This window comes from Bradyrhizobium niftali, assembly GCF_004571025.1.
Classification (GTDB): domain Bacteria; phylum Pseudomonadota; class Alphaproteobacteria; order Rhizobiales; family Xanthobacteraceae; genus Bradyrhizobium; species Bradyrhizobium niftali.
Window position 1 is genome coordinate 121,037 of sequence record NZ_SPQT01000005.1, and the last position, 19,140, is coordinate 140,176.

Below are 19,140 nucleotides of genomic sequence, written 5' to 3' on the forward strand. Positions count from 1 at the left end.
GTCATGAGCAAGGGATCATCAGCGAGCGCGGCTCCCAGACTGATCAAGCAGAGCGTAGGGCTTATCGGAGCGGGGCGCATGGGAACAGGTATAGGCATCAGCCTGCTGCGTCAGCAACGCGAACTCCACATCAAAGTCAACAAGAAGCGGTTCGGTGCCGATCGCCTGATAAGTGCAGGGGCCCGCGAACATACGTCGATCGCTGAGTTGGCGCAGCATGTAAGTGTGGTGGTGTTGTCCTTACCGTCCAGCCGCGAAGTTGAGATGGTGTGCCTTGATGACGATGGACTATTTGTCCACATGTGCCGAGGAGGCTTGATAATTGATTGCACAACCTCGTATCCTGCCTCGACTATTGCATTGGCGAAAACGGCGCAAAGACGAGGTCTAAGCTTTATTGATGCTCCAGTAACACGAAGCCCCGAGCAAGCAGAGCTCGGCCTTCTCAATGCGATGGTTGGGTCGGATACAACACTCTTTCCCGTCGCTGAACGCATTCTTGCTGCGTTTTGCGAGACCGTGATGCATGTGGGAGATGTCGGACACGGCCACAAGCTCAAGCTTGTTTACAACAGCATGACTATGGGCATAGCTGCGGTCGCCGCTGAGGTCTGCCAATTCGCGGATAGTCTTCAGATAGATCTTGTAACACTACGGTCTTTGGTCAGTCGGGGCTCTACGAACAGTGGAATATTCCAAGCCTTCGCCGCCTTTTTGTTGGGAGAGAAACCGGATGCACTGGCAATCTCGATTGCAAATGCTGCAAAGGACATCGAGTGTGCTGTGCGCCTAGCGCGCGAGAGTGCCGTTTCCGTGCCGGTCCTGGATGCTGCCGCGCAGGAACTAAACCTCTCAGTTGTCGCAGGCAAAGGTGAACTGACCCTACCACATTTGGCCCTATCGTAAACGCTTGGTATGGCTCCAAGCGGGCCATTTTTCCACGAGTCCGTGGTGCCCCTCGACTCCCTCGTCATCGAGAACGATGATTAGGACGAGACGGTCCGCATCTTCAAAGAAGTCAGCGGCGTTTCATATAACGATGGGCGGAGTTCGATCCAAACAGCCTCAAGGTCAATCGCATTCGCGAGGAAACCGAGTATGGCGGACTGCGTATCACCGCCGACGCGTTCCGCCAAGGCCCGTATCGTTATCGATATGGCCTTTGATGATGCGGTCGAACCGGGTCTACTGGAAATGGACTTGTCGGTTCTCCACGATCTTCCTGCTCCGCATCTGCGCGCTTATGCGCGTGAGATGGTCATCGCCGAGAAATTCCAGGCGATGGTCATGCTGGGCCGCGCCAATATTCGTGGTGCTCGCGGGCTATCATTGGCGCGGAGGTTTGGGGGGGTGGCACACGCAGCTGTTATCCGTCCGCGCCGATTTGCCGGACAAAGTATCTTACTTCTGCTTCCGCCTGAATGAACAATAAGATGTCAGTCCCGCAAAGAAAAAGAACTGCTGCCGGATTTCTCCGACAGCGGCTCAAGTCCGGGGAGAAGGCAGACGTACCGGTCTGCCAGCGGAGAAGGGGAGAGCGCTTGAAGCTATCCGGCGGCACTGTCGAACAATCGTTCTGCTCCGGTTTGGCACCTGGGATTCCGGTTCTAGCTCGCCTGGCTCACAAATTTGGCGTCGAGATAGCCCTCGATTGCCTCGAGGCCACCTTCCGAGCCGAAGCCGGACTCCTTCGTTCCTCCGAAGGGCACTTCGGGAAGCCCAAGCCCATGATGATTGATCGATACCATCCCGCATTGGAGATCGGCCCCGATCGCGGCCATGGTTGCGGCGGATCGCGTGTAGGCATAGGCGGCGAGTCCGTAAGGCAGTCGATTGGCCTCCGTGACAACGTCGTCATAGGTTTTAAACCGCGCAATCGGGGCGACAGGGCCGAACGGCTCTTCATTCATGATGCGCGCTTGAGGTGGAACATCGGTCAGGACCGTCGGCTCGAAGAAGTACCCCGCATTGCCGATACGCTTGCCGCCGGTGCGCAACTGGGCGCCGCAATCGAGAGCGTCCGCGACAAAGCTCTCCATTGCGTCGATCCGCCGCGAATTGGCGAGCGGTCCCATGCGGCTGTCTCTCTCAAGGCCATTGCCAACCTTGATCGCGCTGGCCTCGGCAACAAACCTCTTGACGAAATCTTCATAGACACTCTCATGCACCAGAAACCGCGTCGGCGAGACGCAGACTTGGCCGGCATTACGGAACTTGTTCGCCGACAAAATTCTTGCGGCTTTCTCGACGTCGGCATCTGGGAAAACGATGGCAGGCGCGTGCCCGCCGAGCTCCATGGTGGTGCGCTTCATGTGGGCGCCGGCAAGGGCTGCGAGATGCTTTCCGACTACGGTCGAACCGGTGAAGGAGACTTTACGGACGATAGGATGGCGTATGAGATGGTCTGAAACTTCGGATGGCACGCCGAAGACGAGATTGATCACGCCCGCCGGCAAGCCCGCATCCGCGAAACTACGCACCAGCTCCATGCAGCTCGCTGGCGTCTCTTCAGGTCCCTTGACGATGATGGAGCAGCCGGCTGCAAGGCTCGCCGAGATCTTCCGCACGGCCTGGTTGATCGGAAAATTCCAGGGCGTAAATGCCGCAACCGGCCCGACAGGCTCCTTGGTCACGAGCTGGGCAATATTGCCAAAGCGCGCCGGCACGATCCGCCCATAAGCGCGCCGCCCTTCTTCGGCGAGCCAGTCGATGATATCGGCAGCGAGGAGCGTTTCAGCACTCGACTCGCTCAGCGGCTTACCCTGTTCGAGGGTCATGATTGCAGCGATGTCGGCTGCGCGCGAGCGCATGAGCTCGGCGGCCTTGCGCATGGTCCTGTACCGGTCGAAGGCAGAAACCTTTCGCCAGATCTCGAAGCCGTCCGCCGCCGCCGCGAGGGCACGATCAAGATCACCGCGGGACGCATAAGGCGTTTCGCCAATGGGCTGTCCGGTCGCGGGGTTGAGGATCTCTTCCGAGCGCTCTGCCTCCCCTTCCGTCCATTCCCCGGCAATGAACATCTTGATCTGGGGGTACACAGGTTGTGCCTGCACCGCTTGTTCCGGATTGTTCATGCCTCAATGTCCCCAGCGAAGAGCCAGCGGGTTGAGCTCGTGCGCAAGCTCGATCAATCCAGCTCTCGTCGCCGGATGGAGCCCATCGAGCGGATGCCGCACCGCTTCGCATTTGATCACACCACCTTCAGCCATCACGCTCTTGGCAGCGCGCAGGCCGCACTGGCGGTTCTCGAAATTGATGAGCGGCAGCACCTTTGCATAGGCAAGAGCGGCTTCTTGCCTGCGTCCCGCTTTGTGGTGATCGAGCACCGGGCGAAGCAGATCGGGCAGCAGCGCACTCGACATCGTTCCGGTCGCACCGGCGTCGAGGTCTGCCATCATGGTGATGGCCTCCTCCCCGTCAAAAGGACCAATGATGGCCTCACCGCCGAGCTCGATCAGACTGCGCAACTTGGCAGCAGCAAACGGGACCTCGATCTTGAAATATCTGGCGAGCGGCACCTCGCAAGCGAGGCGGACGAGAAACGGGACCGTCAATGTAACGCCGGAGAGCGGCGCGTCCTGGACCATGATTGGAATCCCTGCCGCGTCTGCGACCCGGCCGAAATGCCCAATCATGGCCCCGTCATCCGCCTTGAGGCTTGCACCATGATAAGGCGGCATCAGCATGAGGAGGCTTGCGCCACGTTCGGCCGCATAGCGGGCGCGTTGCACCGCAATCTGGGTGCTGAAATGGCTGCAGGTCACCATGACTGGCTTGCGGCCCGCGACATGCGAAAGACAGAGCTCGACCAGAATGTCGCGTTCTTGATCAGACAGCAGGAACTGCTCGGAATAGTTGGCCAGAATGCAGATCCCGTCCACGCCTTGATCAATCATGCAATCGATAACGCGCCGCTGCCCTTCAAGATCGAGATCTCCAGCCTCCGTGAACGGCGTCGGAGCCACCGGGAACAAGCCGCGATAGATGGGAGTCTTCGCATTTCTCATGTAGAGGATTCCAGACAGGAGGCGGTCAGTTGCTGTCGAACGGGGTCAGCCATCGCAAACATCTAAGGAGTGGCGCCGATACCGGCGCACTTTTTTGACAGATTGACTAGCGTGGCGTCACAAACGAGATTGGTTTGAGGCTTTGCTCGCGTTGGACGCCTTTCGTGCCTCCTCATTAAATCCAGCCAGGCGGCACCAGGTCCGTGAGGACGGCAAGACATTCAAACAGGAAGTAGCTTCCGAAGATCAGCTCGACGTTCTGGGCCGCATCGATATCGCGCACAATCGCCTTTCGGGTGAAGCAGCCGCCGGTGAGCATTCCAGGCGGGCGCGGGTCATCGGGAGCAGTCGGCGTCAGGTATTTCGAGCTCAGCTGAGTAACTGTGCGCTCCGCAAATGATCGATATCTGGCGTCCCGCTCAGGACCAAGTGCGGATGCGAGGCGCAGCGCCGCGGCAGCAGCGATAGCAGTGGCCGCAGTATCCCTGCTGGTATTGGGGATCGCCGGATCGTCGAAATCCCAGAAGGCAATGAGATCCGCAGGGACATGGTCGATCCACCAGTCAAGAAGGCGCACGGCGTAGTCGCGCCATAGTGGTTCGTCCGGGCGGACCATGGCGGCGTGAGCGGTGTAGAGCATCGCCCATCCCTGCGCCCGGCCCCAAGTGCTGATATCGCTATAGCCCTTGTGCGTGTGCGTTCTGAGCACCTCGCCGGTGTGTGGATCAAGGGTGGAAGACTGGATAACTGAATTGTCCGGCCGTACGTGGATCTCGAGGACACGCCGCATATGTGCATTGGCGACCTCCTCCATCCGGGCATCGGAAAGCTCGTCCGCGGCCCAAAAGAGCAGGCCTGTCGCCTGGAGCGAGTCGATGCTGCTCTCGGAGGCTCCGACTGCGCTCGCCTCCTCGGCATCCCTGCCCAACGGTATCAGTCCGAGGTGTGGATCGAACATATCACGAAGCGACCTTGCAGCTGTCAGAGCCACCTCGCGCGCGTTTTCGTCCTCGAACAGGATGCTGCCGAGGGCGCCAGCATGATAGAAGCCGAAACCCTTGAAGGCCGTAAGCCGCTCGGCACGCGGCAACATTCGGCTTAGCGCAGCGCGCGCGTCTTCGATTGGGAACTGCCTGGGATTAGCGAGATGCGCGAGCCAAAGCTCGCCGACAAAGGCCCCGCCGGTCCAATCACCATCGGGCGTAAACGTCCATGTTCCGTCGGCGGCACTCGCCCAGTGTGGCAAGCCCGTGCGTGCAGTGTCCCTGGTCTCGGCAATGCGCTTCAACATACGCTCGCGCGCGGGCAGATATTGGCTTTCCGACATGGCTCTGATCCAACATAAAACTTGCCGCGCGGCTTTGGCCTGGCGGCAACTTAAAGCTCTTTACCAACAGGTCCTGGACTGGGGTGAACGGTTAATGTTCACCAGGCTTCCAAGCGTGCGCTTGGTTGCATCGCTGCCGAGGAGCACGCCTCGTCAGCAACACCGCAGGGAAAGCCGCGCGCAAGTTTATGCCGATCACCATGCCCTCCTGACGTAAGCGCGCTACTTTCGAGAAGTCACTTTGGTCGTTTAGTGATGCGAGTCCGCAGCGCCGATGGCGCCCGTATCGTAAAGATGCTTCAATGTCCTGGCGTCATAGCCCAGTTCTTTCAGAATCTCTTCCGTTTGCGCACCGAGCTTTTGCGGGGGCAAACGCACGTCCGGCTGCTCGCCGTCGTAGCGCACGGGATGGCTGACGAGGGTGATGGGAGTTCCGGTCGCGCCGGTCACGACCTGAAAATTTCTGTTGTGCGCAATCTGCGGATCCTCAACGACGTCAGCATAATCGTTCACCGCAGCGTGCCAAATTCCACGCGCCTCGAACAAGGCGATGCATTCGGTGGTTGTGCGTTTGGCGACACTGGGCGCAATCATGGCTGAGGCTTCGTCCCGCCGGCGATACGCCTCCCCGTCAGGAATTCGCTGGTCGAGCGGAAGGCCAAGCGCGTCTGAGAGCGCCTCCAGCGATCCCAAAGAGATCGCAATGTGTCCATCGCGTGTCGCATAGATGCCGTAGGGCGCGCCGTAGTACCAGCCCGCCACCGGACCCGGCTGACGGACGTCGTCAGGCCTTTGGCCGTTCAGGTAGCAGGTAAAGGATTCCATCTGCAGGTCGAGCGCAGCCGACAGTAGGCTAACATCGACGCGGCAGCCCTGCCCCGTGCGCGCTTTCCTCACCAGGGCAGCTAGAATGCCCGCGGCAAACAAGGCGGCGCCGTGATGATCGATGGCGGAAACGCCCACAGCCCGCGGCCCCTGCTCGCGACTTCCGGTGATCATCGCAAGTCCTGATAGGGCCTGGATCAAGAGATCCTGGCCGGGGCGGTTGACGTAGGGCCCGTCAGGACCGTAGCCGGAGGCAGCCGCATAGATGATCTGCGGATTGATCTTCTTTGCATCCTCGTAGCCGAGACCAAGCTTGTCGAGCACACCCGGACGGAAGTTCTCTGCGATCACATCCGATTTCGCGATCAGTTGCCTGGCGATGACGACGGCTTCGGGTTTTTTCAGATCGAGCGTGAGGCTGCGCTTGTTGCGGTTGCCCGTGAGAAGCAACATTGACTGGCCATCAACCCGCTTGTCCGCCCCGCCCCATTTCCTCTGAAAGGCCCCTCCGGGCGGTTCCACGGCGATCACGTCCGCACCGAGGTCGGCGAGAAACTGCACGCCGACCGGACCCATCAGAAAGTGATTGAGGCTGAGGACACGAATGCCCTTCAAGAGATCGACCATACGTCCTTGCTTTCGGTTTTGCCTGAAATCGAGCTGCCTGGCTCTCGATTTCTGAAATCGATTTCAGACTTAGGCCGCGCAAGAACCGGAGTCAAGCGAATCAACCAACTTTCGAATGAGATTCGCTTCCCCCGCTCGATGTGCGCATGAGAGGGCCAGAAATAGCGCCGACGGCCCGTATACAGGGCTTGAGAAGGTGGCGCTCGTGATGGTTTAACCCTTTGAGGGGGTGACCCTCTCCTTCTACTGGTTGACCAACGCAAATGGACAAGAAACCTGTAATCGCGCCAAAAGGCCGCCAGCAGCCGCGCGTGAAGATCGAGGACGTTGCCCGGAAGGCGAATGTGTCGCCGGCGACGGTATCGCGGGTGCTCAATCACCCCGATATCGTACGGCCGGAGCTTCGCGACAGGGTCATGCGGCATATCAATGACCTCGCCTACACGCGCGATAGCGCAGCCAGAGCATTAAAATCGGGACGCATGCGGACCGTCGGCGTCATCGTTCCGACGCTGGCGCTCGGTATCTTTGCAGAAGGGGTCGAAGCGCTCCAGAACCGCCTCAGCGAAAGCGGCTACACGCTGTTCATTGCGAATTCGCAATATGACCAGCGGCGTGAACTTCAGGAACTGCAAAGTCTCATTGAACGTGGCATCGATGGAATCGTGCTGGTCGGAGCTTCCCACGGACGGGAGCTGAGGAGTCTGATCGAACAGGCAAGCGTACCCGTCATCACCACCTATGTTGCCAAGGCCGGCGGCGGCATCCCCGCGATCGGAATCGACAACGAAAGCGCCACCCGCGAGATGACGGAGTATCTGCTAAGGCTTGGACACGTCCGTTTCGGCGCAATTGCCAACGTTGTTGCTGCGTCAAACGACAGATCCCGTGCCAGGCTTGAGGGAATTCAGCGCGCGCTCTCGGACGCCGGCCTCCCGCTCAAGCCAACCCAGATCGTCAAAGCCGATTATTCGCTTGCCCAAGGCCGTAGTGCCCTTCGTCAACTCCTCACCGATCACCCGGACACGACAGCAGTCATCTGCACCACCGACACGCTTGCCATCGGTGCAATGGCAGAGGCTCGCAAGATGGGTCTGGCCGTACCTGCCACGCTTTCCATCACAGGATTTGACGATGTGGAGCTGGCGGCGCAAATGGACCCGCCGCTCACAACGGTCAGTGTTCCGGCAGCAGAAATCGGCCGGGGAGCCGCCGATTATCTCATCAATGCCATTGCTGGAAGTCCTGTCCCAAGAAGTGTCGTGTTGCCGTACCGGCTCGTCATGCGCTCATCGAGCGCGCCGCCGCGGACCAGCGTCCGTCCCACCCGGCGCGGGCGCAGTCGAGATCAATGATCGGGCTCCGGTTCTTGAAATCCGTTTCAGAACCGTGGCCTATCCTTCGCGCCGAGGGACCCGGTGAGGCATTCCATTTCACCAATCGCCCGTCAGCAACTTTGCTGAGCATGCAACGCGCGCCTGCACGACCATCAACGGAACTAGAGGCTTCTCAATGCTCGCGTTCAACGTGAACGGAGTGAACGGGCGCATGGTGGTGGCTGGCGCCCAATTCGTGCAGTCTATGATGCAGGCGATGGTGCGCAAGTTCCAGGGCAGCTCGCAGCCGCGAGTGTCGCGCTTCGTCGGACTTGGGAGCGAGCGTGTCCATATAGGCGATCGATCCCTCGATTTGTGCAAGGACCGAGACTGCATCTGCGGTGGCAAAGATGGGCATCTCGCCTACTTTGACATATACCGCACTGGTGTGCGCCGCAATGTCGGCCTCGCGTCCGGCGACACTGCCCCGAACGCGCAGCGCGATCCAGCATGACTCGCTGATCGGCAGCGAAAGCTGTCCCTTGCACGACAAGCCCCCACATCGAATCTCCTCGACGACGCGGCCGTTGCGGATCAGCTCCACCCGCGCTGGCGGAACGCTGACCGATTCGATCCGCCAGTCGATCGTGAGGGCGCCGCCTGAATGGGGAAGCGCCACCGTTCCTCCAGGGCGCCGTCCTTCAACGATCATCTCAACCAGAGGCCCGACAGTGATGAACGTGTCCCCCCTACGTACGGCATCCATCCAGTTGCGATACGTGAAGTCGTTTTCGCCAAGCCGCACATAGGTCCGCGAGCCCCCGAGGAGTGCGGCCGCGTCCATCTTGTCGGAGCCCGCGACCAGCGGCAGATGGTATCCGATATTGAGGTAGCGATACCAGTCGGCAAGACCAAATGCGCTGATCTGCGCGGTCCGCGGGTTGAACGACATCATTTCGATGGCGTCGACAAGGCCGAGCACGATGTCGGCCGCACGTTCCGCCTGCGGGTTCGGCGCATGCGGCATTACGACCAGGCCCCCTTGCTGACGGCAGCGCTCCGCCCAGTCGGCCATGGTCGCTTCCAGAACATGGCCGATCGCAGCTTCGTTGGAGCCGCCGCAAGAGAGCGGATTGATCATCTCACCTTCGTAGCCGAGCAGCGATATGTGCCCCAGAACCTGCATCCGGTTCTCCGTGCCGACCCGAACCAGGAATTCCCCGTCCCCGCCGAAATCCTTTGCCCCGATCGTCGTGCGTCCGTCGAAATCGGCGACGTTGGTGAATAGCTCGCCCCACTGTGCAGCGAGCAGGTTGACGACGTTGACACCCTCCGCCTTGCCCTCAAGCAGCGCTGTCTGCGGGCTCAGGAAATGGACGTGCGTATCAGAGCTGACCCATCCCTGTTCGCGCCAGCGCAGCACACGGTCGAGCTCAAAGGTGAGATTGTCCGTCGTTGCAGTGATTTCGACGATGGTGCGCAACGGGCGCACCTCAAAACCCCTGCAGATCTCAACGAACACGGGCCCGAGCGGCAGGTCAGCCTCGCAGCTGCCGTCCACGTAGGCGTACTGGTTCAGCCCATTGGCAAATTCGCCCGAGAAGTCCTCGAACCTGCCGGTATTGACCTTGCGGTGATGTCCCTTGGGTGGCAGATACTCCCCGTGCTCACCATGGAGATGCAGCCGCGCGGCAACACGCACCCCGCTGCCCTTCTCAACGATGCGGATCTTGACCGGTCTTGTGGCCGGTTCGACTCTTGCCACGGTGAGCGAGGCGCCGCCTGCGTTAGCGCAACCTTCCAACGATCGAAGATCGAATATGTGCGAGCGGCCATCGTCGGAGCGCAGATAGAGCCTTGCGTCGGGATGCGCGGAGTACTCGACGATGACATCGTTGGCGGAGCGCACGGGTTGCACATCAACTTTGGCGCCCAGCCAATCCGCTCTGGAGTACTCGAGCACTGCGCGGGCCGAGATGACCGTGCCGAGGTCCATGCCGATCTGCTCGCCTCGATCGTCGACATCGAGCTCGCCAAGCTTATTGAGATGAACCCCGGGCGGCAGCCTCACCTTCAGCTTGCGACGGCCCTGGAGGCGCAGCGGGTGCTGGGTGAGCGTTGTCGTCGTGACCGCAAAGACAAGCGAGATTTCCTGTTCCGCGCGCAAGCTTAGCGCCGAAAGCTCCTTGTCCGGATAGGGGTTCGGGAGCGCGTAAAGCCACAGGTTCTCACCTTGTCGATCCATGCGTCCTGATTGGGTGCGGGCCTCGCCCTGGAAGAAGCTCGCCCCCGGCGCTCTGCCGAGTATAAAGTCCTCGCCCGTGCTTGCATGCACGATGGGGCCGCGCAGCGGCAGGGCGGCGAACGCACTCGCACTCCAGGAGATGTGGTTCTGCTGGATCGCGAAGCGGCGCAGCACCGGCACGTCGGTCTCGCTGCCGTCGGCATAGCGGAGCCCGTATGTCGCCACCCGCTCGCCGAGTGGATTGCCTTCTACAGGTAGCGTAGCCGGGCCGATCTCTCCGAAACCATCGGGGCTTATACTGAGGCGGTCTGCGACCACTTGCACGAACAGCACATAGCTCGTCATTGCCCGCGGCAACGCAATTACGGCAGGAGGGGCCCCGGGGCGCAGCTCCAGCACATCCGGCCCTGTTTCGCTGCCGAAGAGAAAGGGCATGCCGCGATGAGTCTGGAGCCCGCGAAGCGAATCGATCCACCCGGTGTCACCCGGGCGGTTGGCGAAACCCTCACCGGTATTTGCGCGCCTAGCGTTGAAATATCGCGTCAAGTCGACAGGCGTGAAGCGTGGCGATGAAGGTGTTTTCATGCTGAGGACTCCAGTTTCAGCAACTCTGGTGCCGCGCAAGCAGTCTTTGTCTTGTGAATGACTGCTCGCGCAAGGAGGCTTGCGCCAATCCCATGCCCATGCCCAGCATGACCGTTATGTTTTGCACTTGATGCGAACACTTTGCGTCTGTCGCGGCGAAGCGCAGGGGCAGAGTGTTCATTCACCGATGTAGAGGCGACCCCGCTTCTTGGCGATCTGGTAGACCAGCACGCTTAGGAGCGCGATCAACGATCCGTAAACGGGAAACATCCAGGCGATGTGCTCGCGTTGCAACCAGACCAGCAGATAGGGTGACGTCCCGCCAAACAGAGAGACGCCGAGCGCATACCCGAGAGCCACTCCGGTGGTCCGCACGGCGCGCGGCATCAGCGTGGTGGCGATGAAATTATAGAGGGCCATGTTGAAGCCCACGATCGCGCCGCCGAACACCGTGACAAAGAAGAACGTGACGATGCCTTTTTCCGAATAGAGCAGTGTCAGGAAGAAGCATGGGATGAGCAACAGGCGCAGCAGCGTGAACGCGCGCGAGGGTCGCACCTTGTCCGCGAAAGCGCCGATAAGGGGCGCCGTTGACATCCAGATCAGGACCATCAGCGTCATGATCCCGTACACATACGTGCTGTTCTCCTTGAAGACCGTGTTGGCCATGTTGGGCAGGCCGGTGTTCCACGCATAGTTGGCGATCTGCACCGAGCCAATCACCAGGATGACGGCGAGCAGCGAAAGGCGGACGCTCCATAGCGTTTTCCACACACCGCCAGTCGTTTCCTGAATACGCGAAGACTCGTCTTGCCGATGCATGGCTCGATTGATCAAGGTTTCCGGCACCGTGGTGCGCAGATAGATGATCAAAAGGCCCAGCAGGCCACCGACCGCAAAGGGTATGCGCCAGGCCCACTCGCGCATGGCTTCAGGTGCGACCGAGGCGCTCACCAGGAAGGCAACCAGGCTCGATCCAAGGTTTCCCAACTGGATAAATGTGCCACCAATCAGACCGAGGTAGTGCCCCTCTTTGCCAGGTGGCGCCAATTCAATTGCAATGGCATTGGCGACACCAGCCTCAGCGCCAGTAGCAAGCCCCTGAATGAGCCGCATGATCAGCAGCGCTATCGCCGCCGTGACGCCGAGATCCTTGTAGGTGGGCAGCAAGGATATCAAAAGCGAGCAAACAGCCATGGCCGTAACCGAGATCAACATCACGCGCTTGTGGCTGATGCGATCTGCGACCGGCCCCAGCAAAGCCGCGCCCAGCGGCCGAGCGCAAAAACCCGCCCCGTACACGGCCAGTCCCGCTAGCAGCGAGGTGGTGGGATCATCGGAAGGGAAGAAGTGCGGCGAGAGAAACGCTGCCATTACGCCGTAGACATTCCAGTCGTACCACTCCAGCGCCACCCCTCCTCCAAGGCCGGCGGTCATCCGCTTGTTGGCAGTTTGCTTGTCAAGCTGGATGGGTACTGCGCTGGGCTGAGCAATGATGTTCATGGGTCCTCGGGCTCTATTGATGTCGTTAATAATTTTGCGGGTCGCGCGAGAACGAGCAGCCGCTCGTCGGCCCAACTGCGCCCGCAGCGGCGGGGTCTACGAGAGCGGCGGCCTTGAGCAGGCCGGACCGCGGAAGCGCAGGCGCAAAAGGTGCCCGGGATGCCGGTGGAAAGCCCGCCTCCCTTCGCGTATTTGCGGGCCTCGCCTCAGGAGCGGCCATTGCACGACCCTAACGGCGCAGGACGCCTCCATCGTTGCCTCCGATTTGCGCGGCGGCTCGCATAAAGCGCGCGCGACATTCCGTGCCATTCCCATGGCTAACCCTCCTCCTGTTGCTCTAAGCGCACTTCTGAAGAAGCTGATGTTCTTGTTGGACAGCGCGGCGTCAAAGAGCGCCGCAGCGTCAATGAGATCCTTCAGATGCGCCCGCTCTCGCTGGCCGCACGCTTCCGGTTTCCCGCATTTGTCAGCCTTTTTTGACGCCATTCCTGAAATCGATTTCAAGATCAATAGGAATTCGGAACGGTGGAGTCAAGCCGCTTTTCAAGGCTAAGGCGCGCCTCATGGGGCGCCGTCAGCCCGCTTGAGCGAGCGGCGCCAGCGGCGCGGGGACTGATTCAGTCCAAAAACAGGCCCAAGAAGCGTCGTTGCCAAGAAATCGATTTCAGTTTATGCGCTGGTTCTCATATTCCTTCAGGAGAACCGCTCCATGACCAAGACGTCCGATCTCATCCAGTCGACATCTGTCGCGCCCCACGTGCGCCTTTTGACGCTGAATAGGACATCGAAACGAAACGCCTTGAGCAACGAACTGATTGTGGATCTAGGCGCGACCTTGCGGGATGCCGCAATTGACGAAGATGTCCGCTGTGTCGTGATTTGTGGCAGCGATGCGTTCTTCTCTGCCGGCGCCGATATCAAGGAGATGCGAGAGCGCGGCTTTGAGGCAATCGACAATCCTGCGCGACGTTCTGCTTGGCGGGATGTCGCCAATTTCCCCAAGCCTCTCATTGCCGCAGTCGAGGGCATTTGCTTCGGCGGCGGCCACGAATTGGCACTGCTCGCGGACATCGTGATAGCAGGCGAAGGGGCGGTATTTGGACAGCCTGAGATTAACATCGGGATATTGCCGGGCGACGGCGCGACGCAAAGGCTGACACGCGTGGCTGGCAAATCGCTGGCCATGCTGATGATCCTGAGCGGCCAATCCATCACGGCGCGGATCGCGATGCAGGCCGGCCTTGTGGCGGAAGTTGTCGAAAGCGGCAGGGCGCAGATTCGTGCGGTCGAACTAGCCGATCTGATTGCGCAAAAGCCTCCCCGTTCGGCTGAACTTGCCAAAGCTGCAGTTCTCGCCGCGTTTCAGACCACGCTGGACGCCGGGCTCGAGTTTGAACGCCAAGCGATCCGGTTTGCCTTCAGCACAGCTGACCAGCAGGAAGGCATGAACGCCTTCTTTGAGAAGAGGCCGCCGAACTATCGCGGAAACTAGCTACCGCGATCTGCTCGCATGCGGCGCCAGCAAAGCTGGACCACGTAACATGGGCCTTTCAACACTCCTTCGGGTCGACCAGGCCGGCGCTACGGGCGACGATTTCGTATTGGCCGGCCCTTGCCACACCAACGTACATGTTCATCCTACAGTGGCGCTTGCCCGGCACCATCTCCGCCGGCCCGCCAGGCCCTTCCGCAAGCTTTGCGTGGTCGAGGGCGGCGGCGACCGCCTCGCGGTCAAGCGTACCAGCTTCCTTGACTGCGGCTTCCCACAGCTTCAATCCTCGATAAGTGCCGGTCGCGGCGCTGCCTGCTGAGAACCGGAACTTGCCAGGAAACTGCTTTTCGTAGGCCGACTGAATTTTGGCGCTCACCGGATCTTCCACCGCGAACGCCCTGTAGTAGTCCAGGCTGCTGGCGAGGCCTTCGATCTCGTGAGCCTGATTCATTTCGAGCGTGTTCTCGTCATAGTAGACGCAGCCCAGCCGTCCCCCATTCCTGGAAAAGCCCGCTTCATAAAGCTGTTTGAAGAAGGAGCCGACGCCCGGGGGGATGACGCTGTTGAAGACCACGTCTACTTTGTTGGACGTGATGCGGCTCACGGTCGATGAAAAATCGATCTGGTCAAGGGGATAGTACTCCTCGAACACCACCTCCCCGCCGCTGCTCTCGATCACCTTGCGCGCATAGGCGTTGATTGTTTGCGGCCAGACGTAGTTGGAGCCAGGCAGCGCGAAGCGTCTGCCCCCGTTCTTGATCAGCCAGGGGATGAACCGGTCGCAATTCTGCGCCGGAACCGGGCCGGTGCAGAACAGATTGGGCGTGCACTCCTTGCCTTCGTAGGCCTGCGGATAGATGTAGAGCGTCTTGCCACGAGAGATGATGATGTCCTTGATGGCATTACGCATCGAGCTCGCAATGCCACCGAGCACCAGGTCGACCTTGTCTCGCTGAATCAGCTTGCGGACATTGCCGACAGCGACGGACTCGTTGGACGCGGTGTCCTCGATCAGGAGCTCGATGGGGCGCCCGAGTAGACCACCAGTCTCGTTGATCTCGTTGACCACCATGCGAGCGACATTGGCGTCGGTATTCCCGGCAAACCCGAGTGCCCCCGTAAGGTCGGTGGCAATGCCTATCCTGATCGGGCCTTCGGCGGCGTTGGCCCAGTCAGGACGGATCACCCAGCTGGCCGGGCCGGCCGCAATGGCCGCCGACGCAAAGGCGAAATTGCAGAGAAAGCGGCGGCGGCTGAGTTGTCGGCGATCATTCAACATCGAACTGACCTCCCCTTGGCTCATAGCCTTAAATCCACGTGCCTTGCTCTTTCCCCGGGGCCGGCAGCCTAAAAGCTATCCGTCATTTTAGGTTTCAAGCAGCCTCTTCCGCTCGCGTTTGGGTAAAATCGCGTAACAAAGGGCAGCCTTCAGGACAGTCTGAAAAACTCCTTCGCGTTCCCGCCAAGGATTCTGATCGCCAAGCGCTCTGCGTCTCGCGACTGAAAGTAACCGTTCGCGACTTTTTCGTTCAGAACCTCACCGATCAACCGGCGTGCGCCCTGTATCGCGGCAAACGTCTCCTCAACGTGAAGACAATCTCCTCCGATCATCATTCGCGATTCATCTGGCAGGACTTCAATGGCTTCGTGGAGGGCAAGCTTGAAATGTGACGGGCTCAACAGAAAAGACCAGCACAAATCAAGCCAGACATTTCGGTACACAAAGGCCATTCCCAACAGGTCCCGGCTCCATGGATAGGCCAAATGCATCAACAGAAAGCGGGTCCGAGGATGACGCTCAATCAACCCGGTCATGCGTAGGGGGTGGGAGCCGCTTATGATTGCCGTTCCAAGATGAGTTTGGACTGGCAGGTCGGCCTCGCCTGCGAGTTGGCAAAACAAGTCGACGACAAAGTCGCAGAACGCCTTGCGCGCCGCAGGGGATGGAGACCTTTGTCCCCAAGCCTGCCGAGCCAGTTCCTCGTCCGGTTCGTCAAAGCTTAGATCCCGGTCATAGGCGAGTGCGTTCTTGAGCGCGATGTGATTGCGCCGTGAGCAGCCGGCAACGAGCTCACGGATTGCGTCGCAATAATCATCGAAGGTTTTCACCTCGAGGCCGAGGCGCCGCAGCAACGTATGCCCGCAATTTCCATTATGATCGCGAGATTCGGGGTGCCAGCCGAGGGCGAATGCGTTAATCCGCAGGACCGCATCGTAACTTTGCCCAAGGACCGGCCGCGGATCCATCAACGGATCGAGAAAAGGGTCTGTTACGATCCTTCCGATGGCGGCCCGCCCGATCACCTCACTTGGCCATGTCGCCTCCTTGTGGCGCAAGCGCACTGACGCATCTACCGCCTCCCAGTTGTCGCGAGTGATTCCAGTGTCGGCGACGCCGTAAAGCTCGGCGACTCCGCGGACGAGGTTACGGACGAATGCGTTCGATCCGCTCCTCTCGAGGAACGGCGCAAGGGCCTCCCAGGTGGTCGGCTCGGGAGGGATAGATACCATTTCGATGGTTGCCTTAGGCTCGGATGGCAGCACGTGACTCGTCCAAGCCGCATAGCTCTGTTGGAACAGTTTCAACAGATTTACGTCCGCGCTATGTGCGACCTCGGCCATGTGATGTTCATGGACATCGACGACTTGGCACGCATTGACAAAATCGCTCATAGTTTCGGACATCGCCCCTCTCCGTTCAGCCATCGCAAGAAACTCAAATGCGCCACCTTCGACATGGAGATAGCCTCCGGCGAACGCCTCTACGGCGCTAGATACGTCAACAGCCGCGGGTCGTTGCGCAGCTGCTGCGACGCGCCCGAAAGCGCGACACGGCCGCGATCGAGCACATAGGCCTGCTCCGCTACGCGCATTGCGAGGTCGAGGTGTTGCTCGACGATGATGATGGCGATCTCTCTGGCTAGCTCGACCAACCGCTCGGTGATCTCCTCGATGACACCGATCCAGACACCCTCGGTCGGCTCGTCCAGCAGGAGGAGTTTCGGGTTTCCGAGGATCGCGCGCCCTATTGCGAGCATCTTGCGCTCGCCACCGGAGAGCGTTCCGGCCGGCTGATCGAGGCGCTGGCCGAGTTTCGGAAACATCTTCATCACCCGCTCCACTGCCGATCCATCGGGGTGCAAAAGCGATCCGACGGCGAGATTGTCACGCACGGAGAGGCGCGCGAACACTGAATGCTCTTGCGGCACATATCCAATGCCGGCCCGCACCCGCACTTCGGTCCGCCGGCGATCGATGTCTTGGCCGTTGAACTGCACGCCGCCCTTCCATGCCGGCAGTTCGCCGACAATCGCTTTCATGAGCGTGCTCTTTCCGGCGCCGTTGCGGCCGAGGACGGCGACCCCGCCACGCGGCGGAATGGCGATATTGACGCCGTACAAGACCTGACTGCGTCCATAGCCGGCGTCGAGATGCTTGATATTGAGGAATTCAGGCACGGCGCAGATAAATCTCCTGGACGCTTCTGTTGGCCTGGATCTCGGCAACCGTCCCTGACGCCAGCACCTTGCCCTGATCAAGCACCGTCAAGCGGTCGCAGATGTCGCGGATGAAATCCAGGTCGTGCTCCACGATGACGAGCGAGCAATGCTGTTTGATCGGCTGCAACAATTCGCCGGTGACGCGGCGCTCTTCCAGGCTCATGCCGCCGGTGGGCTCGTCCAACAGCAGCAGGCGGGGTCGGCATGCGAGCGCCATCGCGATCTCCAACCATTGCTGCTGCCCGTGAGACAAGGTCGCCGCAGCATCAAAGGCGCGATCGGCGAGCCGGAACTGGAAGAGCATCGTCATGACCTCCTCGTGCAGTCGTCCTCGAGTGCGCGAGAACGCCAGGTCCAGCAGTGAGGACCTGGCCTGCAGCGCGAGCAGGATGTTGTCGTAAAGCGTGAGGGTCGGTAGGACGGCGGTGATCTGGAATTTCAAGCTCATGCCAGCTCGCGCACGCTCTGGCGGCGTAAGCGAGGTGACGTCAGTGTTGATGAACGTCACCTTGCCTCGGGTTGGCACGAGCGCACCTGCAAGACACTTCATCAGCGTGCTCTTGCCCGAGCCGTTCGGTCCGATCAGGCCATGAAACTCTCTGTCGCCGACCGTGAGCGCCGCTCCGTCTAGCGCCGTGAGCTTGCCAAAGACCTTGGAGACGCCGGCGGCTTCAAGGAGCGGCATTGCGCTTCTCCTTCAGGCTCGGTCCGAAACGACCGACACGTTCTCGCTCACCTAGCACGAGGCTGATCAAGCCGAGGGGCCGGAACAGAATGACGAGCAACAGCAGAACGCCGAGAATGATCGGCCAGATATCGCGATAGTTGTCGGAAAGCCAGAAGCTGAGCCCCTCGACAATCGCGGTGCCGACGACCGCACCGATCAATGTCCCGGAGCCGCCGAACAAGACGTAGAGAACGACCTGGGTCGACATGACCACGCCCAGCATGTTTGGCCAGACGAACCCCTCGTGAAACGCATAAAGGCTTCCGGAAGTACCTGCAATCGCGCCGCTGATTGCGAATATGATCGCCTTCAAATGTTGCACTTTGTACCCGAAGAAGGCGATCCGCTGTTCGTTCTCTCGCAATCCCGCGAGCGCCAGGCCGAACTGGGATCGCAACAAAAAGCGCGACAGAAGATAGATCAGAACTAGAATGGCGAGCACCAGGTAGTAGAAACCTGGTCCCTCGCTCAATTCGTGCGAGCCGATGGTCATCGGTTGGATCGAAGGGATACCGTTCTGGCCGCCAAGATAATGTGACCCTCTCGCCAGGCGGTCAGCTGCGTAAGCTCCGGTCATAGTACCAAGGGAAACGAAGACTACACTGGAGGGATGACGGCCGAGCAGCAGGAAGCCTGCCAGCAGCAATGCCGCCACAAAGCCTATCAGGGCTCCGGCCGGAAGAACGGCAAAAATCGATCCGAGCCCGAAGTCGCGTGAAAGCAGCGCCACACCGTAGCCGGCCATGCCGAAGAACAACGACTGGCCCAAGCTCAATATCCCGGCATAGCCCCACACCAGGTCGAACGACAACGCGAAGAGGCACAGTATTAGCACTCGCGTCGCATAAACAGTGATGTAATCCCGGAGGACGAGCGGTGCGATCGAAGCCGCAATCAGCAATGCTAGTTCGAAAATCGGAAGCACCTTCTTTCGGCCTGCGAAGGCAGATGCCATGACGGGCGAACGAGCAGCTTGAATGACGCGT

The 19,140-nt window shown here is 60.1% G+C and carries 15 protein-coding genes; 4 read left to right on the forward strand and 11 right to left on the reverse strand.

All coding sequences use genetic code 11. The features are described 5' to 3' along the window. Nucleotides 1–3: 3 nt before the first annotated feature. Together E4K65_RS12780 and E4K65_RS12785 are read left to right on the forward strand one after the other, a co-directional pair. A complete protein-coding gene (locus E4K65_RS12780) occupies nt 4–906 on the forward strand; it encodes an NAD(P)-dependent oxidoreductase (protein WP_135174455.1) in 903 nt (300 codons plus the stop codon). 192 nt (nt 907–1,098) lie between these two features. After that, nucleotides 1,099–1,425: a nucleotidyl transferase AbiEii/AbiGii toxin family protein gene (locus tag E4K65_RS12785; protein ID WP_135174456.1), complete on the forward strand. Its 327-nt coding sequence runs from the start codon at nt 1,099–1,101 to the stop codon at nt 1,423–1,425. Between the two features lie 182 nt (nt 1,426–1,607). Here E4K65_RS12785 and E4K65_RS12790 read toward each other — a convergent pair whose 3' ends face one another. The 4 genes from E4K65_RS12790 to E4K65_RS12805 all read right to left on the reverse strand — a co-directional run bounded on the left by E4K65_RS12790 (nt 1,608) and on the right by E4K65_RS12805 (nt 6,786). Beyond that, nucleotides 1,608–3,074: an NAD-dependent succinate-semialdehyde dehydrogenase gene (locus E4K65_RS12790; protein ID WP_135174457.1), complete on the reverse strand. Its 1,467-nt coding sequence runs from the start codon at nt 3,072–3,074 to the stop codon at nt 1,608–1,610. Nucleotides 3,075–3,077: 3 nt separating this feature from the next. Continuing rightward, nucleotides 3,078–4,007, reverse strand: coding sequence for a dihydrodipicolinate synthase family protein (locus tag E4K65_RS12795; RefSeq protein WP_135174458.1), 930 nt, complete (start codon nt 4,005–4,007; stop codon nt 3,078–3,080). Between the two features lie 175 nt (nt 4,008–4,182). After that, nucleotides 4,183–5,334, reverse strand: coding sequence for a glycoside hydrolase family 88 protein (locus E4K65_RS12800; protein ID WP_135174459.1), 1,152 nt, complete (start codon nt 5,332–5,334; stop codon nt 4,183–4,185). A gap of 249 nt (nt 5,335–5,583) precedes the next feature. Further along, entirely contained in the window at nt 5,584–6,786 is a 1,203-nt protein-coding gene (locus E4K65_RS12805; RefSeq protein WP_135174460.1) for a CaiB/BaiF CoA transferase family protein, read from the reverse strand. Nucleotides 6,787–7,049: 263 nt separating this feature from the next. Between E4K65_RS12805 and E4K65_RS12810 the strand changes: the two genes are divergently transcribed. Next, nucleotides 7,050–8,141: a LacI family DNA-binding transcriptional regulator gene (locus E4K65_RS12810; protein ID WP_135174461.1), complete on the forward strand. Its 1,092-nt coding sequence runs from the start codon at nt 7,050–7,052 to the stop codon at nt 8,139–8,141. A 154-nt stretch (nt 8,142–8,295) separates the two neighbouring features. Here the strand turns inward: E4K65_RS12810 and E4K65_RS12815 are convergent, their stop codons facing one another. After that, a complete protein-coding gene (locus E4K65_RS12815; protein ID WP_135174462.1) occupies nt 8,296–10,932 on the reverse strand; it encodes a CehA/McbA family metallohydrolase in 2,637 nt (878 codons plus the stop codon). A 177-nt stretch (nt 10,933–11,109) separates the two neighbouring features. After that, the gene (locus tag E4K65_RS12820) at nt 11,110–12,435 is read right to left on the reverse strand and encodes an MFS transporter (protein ID WP_135174463.1); all 1,326 of its coding nucleotides are present in this window, start codon (nt 12,433–12,435) and stop codon (nt 11,110–11,112) included. A gap of 709 nt (nt 12,436–13,144) precedes the next feature. Between E4K65_RS12820 and E4K65_RS12825 the strand changes: the two genes are divergently transcribed. Then, nucleotides 13,145–13,927, forward strand: coding sequence for an enoyl-CoA hydratase-related protein (locus tag E4K65_RS12825; RefSeq protein WP_126261774.1), 783 nt, complete (start codon nt 13,145–13,147; stop codon nt 13,925–13,927). A gap of 58 nt (nt 13,928–13,985) precedes the next feature. On the opposite strand, the gene E4K65_RS12830 is transcribed toward E4K65_RS12825, so the two are convergent. The 5 genes from E4K65_RS12830 to E4K65_RS12850 form a co-directional block, all read right to left on the reverse strand. Beyond that, nucleotides 13,986–15,203 (reverse strand): substrate-binding protein, encoded by a 1,218-nt coding sequence (locus tag E4K65_RS12830; RefSeq protein ID WP_135174573.1) that lies wholly within the window; start codon nt 15,201–15,203, stop codon nt 13,986–13,988. Between the two features lie 152 nt (nt 15,204–15,355). Next, a complete protein-coding gene (locus E4K65_RS12835) occupies nt 15,356–16,612 on the reverse strand; it encodes an amidohydrolase family protein (protein ID WP_167770765.1) in 1,257 nt (418 codons plus the stop codon). A 77-nt stretch (nt 16,613–16,689) separates the two neighbouring features. After that, entirely contained in the window at nt 16,690–17,385 is a 696-nt protein-coding gene (locus E4K65_RS12840; protein WP_135174465.1) for an ABC transporter ATP-binding protein, read from the reverse strand. Continuing rightward, complete coding sequence (locus tag E4K65_RS12845) at nt 17,378–18,112, reverse strand: ABC transporter ATP-binding protein (RefSeq protein WP_135174466.1); 735 nt, start codon at nt 18,110–18,112, stop codon at nt 17,378–17,380. Before E4K65_RS12845 ends, E4K65_RS12840 begins: the two co-directional genes overlap by 8 nt. Next, nucleotides 18,099–19,109 carry a branched-chain amino acid ABC transporter permease gene (locus tag E4K65_RS12850; protein ID WP_135174574.1) on the reverse strand — a complete coding sequence of 337 codons (1,011 nt, stop codon included), beginning with the start codon at nt 19,107–19,109 and terminating at the stop codon, nt 18,099–18,101. The genes E4K65_RS12845 and E4K65_RS12850 overlap by 14 nt, the downstream gene beginning before the upstream one ends. Between the last annotated feature and the right edge of the window lie 31 nt (nt 19,110–19,140).